The 7342-nt window shown below is 69.7% G+C and carries 8 protein-coding genes; 5 read left to right on the plus strand and 3 right to left on the minus strand.

Annotated features, from left to right (window positions below):
• The 5 genes from AC1D15_RS12480 to AC1D15_RS12500 all read left to right on the plus strand — a co-directional run.
• A partial coding sequence (locus tag AC1D15_RS12480; RefSeq protein ID WP_477826216.1) for a LysR family transcriptional regulator occupies nucleotides 1-833 on the plus strand: 833 nt, incomplete at its 5' end.
• Nucleotides 834-927: 94 nt separating this feature from the next.
• Nucleotides 928-2046 (plus strand): extracellular catalytic domain type 1 short-chain-length polyhydroxyalkanoate depolymerase, encoded by a 1119-nt coding sequence (locus AC1D15_RS12485; RefSeq protein ID WP_477826217.1) that lies wholly within the window; start codon nucleotides 928-930, stop codon nucleotides 2044-2046.
• A gap of 95 nt (nucleotides 2047-2141) precedes the next feature.
• Nucleotides 2142-2591, plus strand: a complete 450-nt coding sequence (locus AC1D15_RS12490) for a hypothetical protein (RefSeq protein ID WP_477826218.1) — start codon at nucleotides 2142-2144, stop codon at nucleotides 2589-2591.
• Between the two features lie 58 nt (nucleotides 2592-2649).
• The gene (locus tag AC1D15_RS12495) at nucleotides 2650-3399 is read left to right on the plus strand and encodes a sulfite exporter TauE/SafE family protein (RefSeq protein ID WP_477826219.1); all 750 of its coding nucleotides are present in this window, start codon (nucleotides 2650-2652) and stop codon (nucleotides 3397-3399) included.
• Nucleotides 3400-3430: 31 nt separating this feature from the next.
• Entirely contained in the window at nucleotides 3431-4000 is a 570-nt protein-coding gene (locus tag AC1D15_RS12500; protein ID WP_465113705.1) for a cysteine dioxygenase family protein, read from the plus strand.
• Nucleotides 4001-4019: 19 nt separating this feature from the next.
• Here the strand turns inward: AC1D15_RS12500 and AC1D15_RS12505 are convergent, their stop codons facing one another.
• The 3 genes from AC1D15_RS12505 to AC1D15_RS12515 all read right to left on the minus strand — a co-directional run.
• Nucleotides 4020-5102: a lactonase family protein gene (locus AC1D15_RS12505; protein ID WP_465113777.1), complete on the minus strand. Its 1083-nt coding sequence runs from the start codon at nucleotides 5100-5102 to the stop codon at nucleotides 4020-4022.
• Between the two features lie 58 nt (nucleotides 5103-5160).
• Nucleotides 5161-6570 carry a pectate lyase family protein gene (locus AC1D15_RS12510; RefSeq protein WP_477826220.1) on the minus strand — a complete coding sequence of 470 codons (1410 nt, stop codon included), beginning with the start codon at nucleotides 6568-6570 and terminating at the stop codon, nucleotides 5161-5163.
• A 173-nt stretch (nucleotides 6571-6743) separates the two neighbouring features.
• The coding region (locus AC1D15_RS12515) for a diguanylate cyclase domain-containing protein (protein ID WP_477826221.1) at nucleotides 6744-7342 on the minus strand (599 nt) is incomplete at its 5' end.

A 7342-nucleotide genomic window follows, 5' to 3' on the forward strand; every position in this document is an offset into this window, starting at 1 on the left:
GTGCGGCGGCGCGGCTGCACCGCACCCAGCCCGCGCTGACGAGTTGCGTCCGGCGCCTGGAGGAGGACTGCGGGGCCGCGCTGTTCGAGAAGGCCGGCCGGGGCATCCGGCTGACGGCTGCGGGTCGCGTGCTGCTGAAGTGGGCCCAGCGCATGCGTTTCGACGTGGAAGATGCGCAGCGCGAGATCGGTGCCATCGGCCAGGGCCTGGCCGGGCATGTCCGCATCGGCATCGTGCCGACCGCGGCGCAGTTCGTGCTGCCCTCGGTGGCCCGGCAACTGCTGCAGGAGGCGCCCGAGGTGACGCTGCGCACCGTCGTCGGCCTGGTCGACACCTTGAAGCCGCAACTGCATGCCGGCGAGATCGACATGATGGTGGGAACCGAGGGCCCCACCGAAGCCGGCTACGTCTCGAAGATGCTGGTGGAGGATGCGATCGTCGTCGCCGCGAGCGCGAGCCACGAACTGTTCCGCGGCACCCCGACGCTGAAGGACTTGTCGGGCTATCGTTGGGCGCTGCAACCTCCCGGCGCGCCGACGCGCGACTGGCTCGACCACACCTTCGACCGCAAGCGGTTGCCGCGGCCGCAGGTCCAGGTCGAGAGCACGATGCTGCTGATGCTGCCCTTGCTGATCGAGCAGACCGGCCTGCTGAGTTTCATCTCGCGCCACCACCTGGGCAGCCGGCCGGGACGGTCGGGCCTGAAGGAGATCCCCCTGAAGGAGGCCACGATGCACCGCCGGCTCGTGGTGACCTACCGCGCCAACAGCTACCTGTCGCCTGCCGCAGCGCGGCTCATCGAGCTGTTCTCCACGCTCGGCGACAAGCTGTGAGGGCAACCGACCGATGCGCGTGTCGGAAGACGCCTGCACGGGATCGGCCTGTGCGCCTCTGTGAATGCGCGCGGCCACCCCTCAGCATCGAACGATGAGCAAGCTGTACAAACCCTTTTCCCCGCCCTTCGATGCGAACGCGATCAACGAGACGATCCAGCGGGCGCTCGCGTCCGCGGGGCTCGACACCTCGACGGGCCCGATGCGTGACGTGACCGAGACGATCCGGCGGGCGCTCTCGCCGGATGCGGTTCCGTACGCACCGCCCGCTGGAGTGGCGCAGCCGTCGATGGATGAAGCGCAGGTCGCGGGAAGCTTCGAGACCTGCCAGTTCAGCAACCACGCCGGGAGCCGTGCCTACAAGCTCTATGTCCCCGCGGGGAATCCGGCCGAGGCGCGTCCGGTGATCGTGATGCTGCACGGCTGCACCCAGTCGCCCGACGATTTCGCGACCGGCACGCGGATGAACCGCCTGGCCGACGAGCAGGGCTTTCTCGTCGTGTACCCCGAGCAGCCGGCGCAGGCGAACCCGTCGAAGTGCTGGAACTGGTTCAAGCCGCAGGACCAGGCGCGCGATGCCGGCGAGCCGTCGCTGATCGCGGGCATCGTCCAGCAGGTGGCGCAAGGCCACGGCGTGGATCGGGGCCGGATCTTCGTGGCCGGGCTGTCCGCCGGCGCCGCGATGGCCGTGGTCCTCGGCGAGTGCTACCCGGATCTGTTTGCCGGCGTGGGCGCGCATTCGGGCTTGCCGTATGGCAGCGCGAGCGACATCCCGTCGGCGATGGCCGCGATGAAGGGCGGGCGCAGCGGGATGCCCGGTGTGCGAGCCGCGGCATCGACGGGCCGCGCAACGCGCCCGGTGCCCACGATCGTCTTCCACGGCGATCGCGACCACACCGTGCAGCCGAGCAACGGCGCAGAGATCGTCAGGCAGGCGCAGGACGCCTACCTGGCACGTGCCGGCCAGGGCCCGTTGAATGCGATCACGCTGGAAGACGCGTCGGACGCCGGCCGGGCCTGCCGCCTCACGCGCTATGTGGACAGCGCGGGCGAGGTCCGGCTCGAGTCGTGGATCGTCCACGGGGCCGGCCACGCCTGGTTCGGCGGGGATGCCCGGGGGTCCCATGCCGACCCGCGAGGTCCGGATGCGTCGAAGGAGATGGTTCGCTTCTTCTTCGCGTTGCCGCGCGCGGGGCTCGGCGCGAGCGGTTGAAGCCGGATGGCACGCGGCAGCGGGCGCCTGTGTGTTCCATCGCACGGACATGCCGCCTGTCGGCGCGCAGGCTGCAGGGAACTCCAGGAGACCCCATGGCAAAGAGATACCGCGACAGCTATGCCGCTGCAGAAGATGCCTTCACGTCCGAGGGCGGGCACCTCGCCGACCGGATGGATGCCGGCCCGATGCGGCCCGGTGAAACCCTGCTGGAGCGCGCCACGCTGATGGCGACATTCGCCATCCGCTACAACGGCACGCACTACAGCTGCCAAGGCGTGCGCTTCCTCCACCTCACGGATGCCGTGAACCACGCCCGCCTGGTGCTGGTCCGCGAGGCGGACAGGGTGCGGCAACGCGATGCGACGACGCACCCGGGCATCGATGCGCCCGACGAGGCCGAACGAAAGACGATGTCGCAACTGGCGATCTCGTACCGCAACGGCGTCTATTCGTTTGCYGGCTTCGACTACCACCACCTGAGCGATGCCGTGCATTTCGCGACGCTGCGGCACAGCTCGGACGTCGGCGAGCATCCCGGCTGAACGAACGGGCGGACCGCCCGGGAGGGGCGGCCATCGCGACGCTATCCTGGCGCGCATGATGGATCACCTCACCCTGGTCGTCGCCGTCGGCGCGATCTGTGCCGGCTTCGTCCAGGGCCTGTCGGGTTTCGGTTTCGGCCTCACCGCGATGTCGTTCTGGGCCTGGGCGCTCGACCCGATGCTGGCGGCCGTGCTCGCGGTGTTCGGCTCGCTGACCGGCCAGGTCATTGCCGCGGTGACGGTGCGCCGCGGCTTCGACCTGCGGCGCCTGCTGCCCTTCGTGCTGGGCGGCCTGGCCGGCATTCCGATCGGCGTGGCGATCCTGCCGCGGCTCGACATCCTGATGTTCAAGGCGGTGCTGGGCACGCTGCTCGTGCTGTGGTGTCCGGCGATGCTGCTGGCCGGCAGCCTCCCGAAGATCCGGGCCGGCGGCAGGGTGGCCGATGCCGTCGCCGGCGGCCTCGGCGGCGTGATGGGCGGCATCGGCGGATTCACCGGCACGATCCCCACGCTGTGGTGCACGCTGCGCGGCTTCGCGAAGGACGAACAGCGCGCCATCATCCAGAACTTCAACCTCGCGGCGCTGGCGGTCACGATGACCGTCTACGTGGCCAAGGGCATCGTCACGCGCGACATGCTGCCGATGTTCGCGATCGTCGCGCCGGCGATGCTGGTGCCCACGCTGCTGGGCGCGCGGCTGTACATCGGCATTTCCGAGGCGACATTCCGCAAGGTCGTGCTGGGCCTGCTGACGGCGTCGGGCGTGGCGCTGCTGTGGGCGTCGCTGCCTGCCCTCATCGCGAGATGAGCGGGCCGGCGGCTGGCGCGACAATCCGCCGATGACCTCCACCGCCCTCGACGCCTTCATCGCCCAAGCATCGGCCCGCAGCGGCCGCCAGCCCGACCCGGCCGATTGCGTGCTCGCACTGGCGCCGCTGATGCTCGAGCTGATCGATCATGCCGGCAGCTTCCTGGAGCCGCAGCACTACCGCAGCAACGCGTCGGGCTACACCCGCAACCTGATCTACGACGCGCCGGATGCGAGCCTGTCGCTGTACTCGATCGTCTGGCTGCCGGGCCAATGGACGCCGGTGCACGACCACGGCAGCTGGGGCGTCGTCGGCGTCGTCGAGGGCGTGCTGGAAGAGCGCAGCTACGTGCGGCTGTCGCCCGACCGCGGCGCCGACGAAGACATCGACCTCGCGCGCGGCGGCACGATCCTGCTGAGCCACGGGGCCGTCACGAGCTTCGTGCCGAACCCGGACCACATCCACGTCACCGGCGTGCCGGCCGAGCGGCCGCGTGCGGTCAGCCTGCACCTCTACGGGCGCACGATGAACGACTTCAACATCTACGACGTCGCCGCGCGCTCGCGCCGGCGCATCAAGGTGGCGCACAACGAGAGTTGAACGCGCGCGCCGAGGGCCGTCACGGCAGGTCGACGATCTCCACCCAGTTCGGGTTCTTGCCGACCGGCAGCCGCGTGGCCTCGCCGAGCGCGCCGGTGCGCGGGTCGATCGCATGCACCGACACCGAATGCGACTCCTGCCCGGCCGCGATCAGGAAGCGGCCCGATGAATCGATCGCGAAGCCGCGCGGCGTCTTCTCGGTCGGCGTGCTGCCAGCCGGCTCCAGCTTGCCCGTCTCGGCATCCACCTTGAAGCGCGCGATCGTGCTCGACGTGCGCTCCGACGCATAGAGCTGCCGGCCGTCCGGGCTCAGGTGAAGGTCGGCGGCCCACGGCTTGCCGGTGAAACCCTCCGGCAGCGTGGTCGTGCGCTGCAGTTCGCGCAGCGTGCCGCGGCCGGCATCCCACGCGAAGACGTACAGCGACGCATCCACCTCGTTGAGCAGGTACAGGTGCTTCTGCGCCTTGTCCCAGACGAAATGGCGGGCGCCGGATTTGGGTGCTGCCTGCACGATCGCCGGATCGTTCGGCGTCAGCTGCCCCTTGGCCGCATCGAAGCGCCAGACCGACAGGTTGTCGCCGCCGAGGCTGGTGGCCAGCACGAAGCGGTTGCTCGCGTCGGCATGGATCGCATGCGCGTTCGGCGCCGTCGGGATCAGTTGCTGGATGGCCCCGACCACGCCGTTGCCGTCGATGCTGTTGACGGTGATCTTGTGCCCCGGGTACGAGGCCGCGAACAGCCATTTGCCGCTGGCGTCGACGTCGATGTTGGCCATGCTGTCGGCCAGCGGCGCCTCGCCCAGCTTCTTGAGGCGGCCACCGGCCGGGTCGATCGCGAAGCTCACCACGCGGAACGGCTGCGAGCGCAGCGCGGCGTAGAGAAAGCGCTTGTCGGGGCTCACCGCGAGCGGCATCACCGTGCCGCCGACGGCGAGCGTCTCGACCGGGCTCAGCCGGCCGGTGCTGCGGTCGAAGGCCAGCACCGACAGCTCCTGGCTGTCGGCGTTGGAGACGTACACGAAGGTGCCGGCCATCGCGGGGAGGGCGGCGGCGAGCAGCCCGCCGGCCACGATCGCCGCACGCAGCGGCGTTCCGAAGTGCAGATCCAAGTTTGTCTCCTCAGTACGCCGCGATGTGGCGGTCTGTGTGGCCAGTGGCAGCTCAGTTGCAACCCAGCCCGGCCAGCGCCTTGCCTGCACCCGCCACCGCGGGCAGCTTCTGCTTCACGCAGGCCGGGTCGTGCAGAGTGTAGGTGTACGGAATGCCGACCGGGAACGTGCTGGTGCTGACCCAGTCGGTCGCGTCGCGCGACGGCGACGACTCGCTGGCCACCCAGGTGATGCCGTAGCGGCTGAAATCGGCCGGGCTCTTCACGTTGTTGTTGCGCAGCTCCCACCAGCCGATGGTCGAGCTGTCGCGCGAGGTCACCGGGTTCTGCGCGTTCTCGAACCAGTTGCCCTCGATCAGCGAGAAGCCGCCCATGCGGATGTTGGCGCCCGAGGTGTGCACGCCGCTGTACAGGTTGTTGTACAGGTGGGTGTAGCCACCGCGTTGCAGCGGCAGCCGCGACTTCACGTTCTCGTAGAAGTTGTGGTGGTAGGTGATGAAGCGGTCGCTGGAATCGCTGTCGCTGGAGCCGATCAGCCCGACCTTCTGGTGGTCGTGGATGTGGTTGTACGAGTAGGTGATGTGGTGCGCGCCGGCCTTGTTGTCGACCAGCCCGTCGAACTCCATGTCGCCGGCGCCCGCGCACTCCTTGATGCTGCTGAACAGCGTGTTGTGGTCGACCCAGATGTAGCCGGGGGACTTGCCGCCCTGGCCCTCGATGCCGATCGCGTCGATCGAGCCCGGCAGCAGGCCGATCGTCATGTTGCGGATGATGACGTTCGTCGCGCCGCTCTTGATCGCCAGGCCGAAGTTCGCGGCCGAGCCGTCGGCCCCTTCGATCGTCACGTTGCTCTTGTTCTTGACCTCGACGATGGCGCCGGCCGGCTTCGTGCGCTRCGCGCAGGAGTCGGTGATCGACGCGAAGTCGAAGCTGCCGGTGTAGCGGATCACGAGGCCGGCCGAGCCGGTGTAGGCATCGATCGCTGCCTGCATCGCGGCCGCGGTGCTCACCGTCACGGCTGCGGCCTTGCCGCCGCCGGTCACGGTGCCGGCGAAGCCGGCGGTCAGGCCGCTCGGCGCGGGGGCCGGTGCGGGTGCGGGAGCCGGGGCCGGGGCGGGTGCCGGCGAAGGGGCGGGTGCAGGGGCCGGTGCGGGCGCGGGCGAAGGTGCCGGAGCAGGCGCGGGCGCCGGTGCAGCCACCGGTCCGACCGCGCACTTCTCCTTCTTGCCCGCGTTCGGATCCACGCCGCCGAAGGTCGCGCCGGTGCAGGCCACGGTGCCCGACAGCGTCTTCACGACCCACTTGTTCTTCACGCCGAACGACACCTGGCGGGCCGTCGTCCCGATCTTGCAGCTCTTGCCTTCGTCGGCGCACTTCGAGAAGCCGGCCGGCCAGTCGATGGCGAAGGCGGGCGTGGCGGCGGCGCAGGCGATGGCGACCAGGGTCAGTCGCAGCGGGGTCATTCTGGTTGTCATGGGGAGCTCATTCGCAGTTTGAATGGGCCGCAGGCTACCGCGGGACCCCTGTGATGAAGCGCGTTCCCAATACTCTGAAACACTGCTTGCAGCGGCGAGAGGTGCATGCCCGAGCCATCGCCGAGCCATGACCGCGCCGTGACCGGGACGCGGGCGTTGCCTCAGGGGCTCCAGAGGACGACGCGGTGCTTGCCGGCCCGCTTGGCGACGTACATCGCCTGGTCGGCGCGGGCCGTCAGCGCGTCGCCATCGTCGCCGTGTTCGGGCCCGATCGCGACGCCGATGCTCGCGCCCACCGTCACCACCTCGCCGCGGGCCAGGTGGATCGGCAGCTCGATCGCCTGCAGCACCCGCTGCAGCACGCGTTCCACCTCGCGCGCATCCTGGATGTTGCTGAGGATCAGCGCGAACTCGTCGCCGCCGAAACGGGCCACCACGTCGTTGGTGCGGATGCAGCCGAGCAGCCGCTTCGCGACCTCGCGCAGCACGGCGTCGCCGGCGTCATGTCCGTGGGCGTCGTTGACGGCCTTGAAGCCGTCCAGGTCGAGCCAGCTCACGGCCGTCAGCTGCCGGCGCCGCTGCGCATCGGCCAGGATGTAGAGCAGCCTTTCGGCGAACAGCATGCGGTTCGGCAGCCCGGTCAACGGGTCGTGCAGCGCAAGGTGGCGGGCGTGCGCCTCGCTGTCCTTCAGCGCGGTGATGTCGGTCATCGACCACAGCGATTCGTCGGCCGACACCGCCGCGCCGCTCAGGTCGATCC

Source organism: Rhizobacter sp. P2_H2 (genome assembly GCF_056403375.1).

Coding starts and splice junctions, on each gene's coding strand:
- AC1D15_RS12495 (WP_477826219.1), top strand. CDS start 2,650: ATGGATCACCTCACCCTGGTCGTCGCCGTCGGCGCGATCTGTGCCGGC.
- AC1D15_RS12485 (WP_477826217.1), top strand. CDS start 928: ATGAGCAAGCTGTACAAACCCTTTTCCCCGCCCTTCGATGCGAACGCG.
- AC1D15_RS12500 (WP_465113705.1), top strand. CDS start 3,431: ATGACCTCCACCGCCCTCGACGCCTTCATCGCCCAAGCATCGGCCCGC.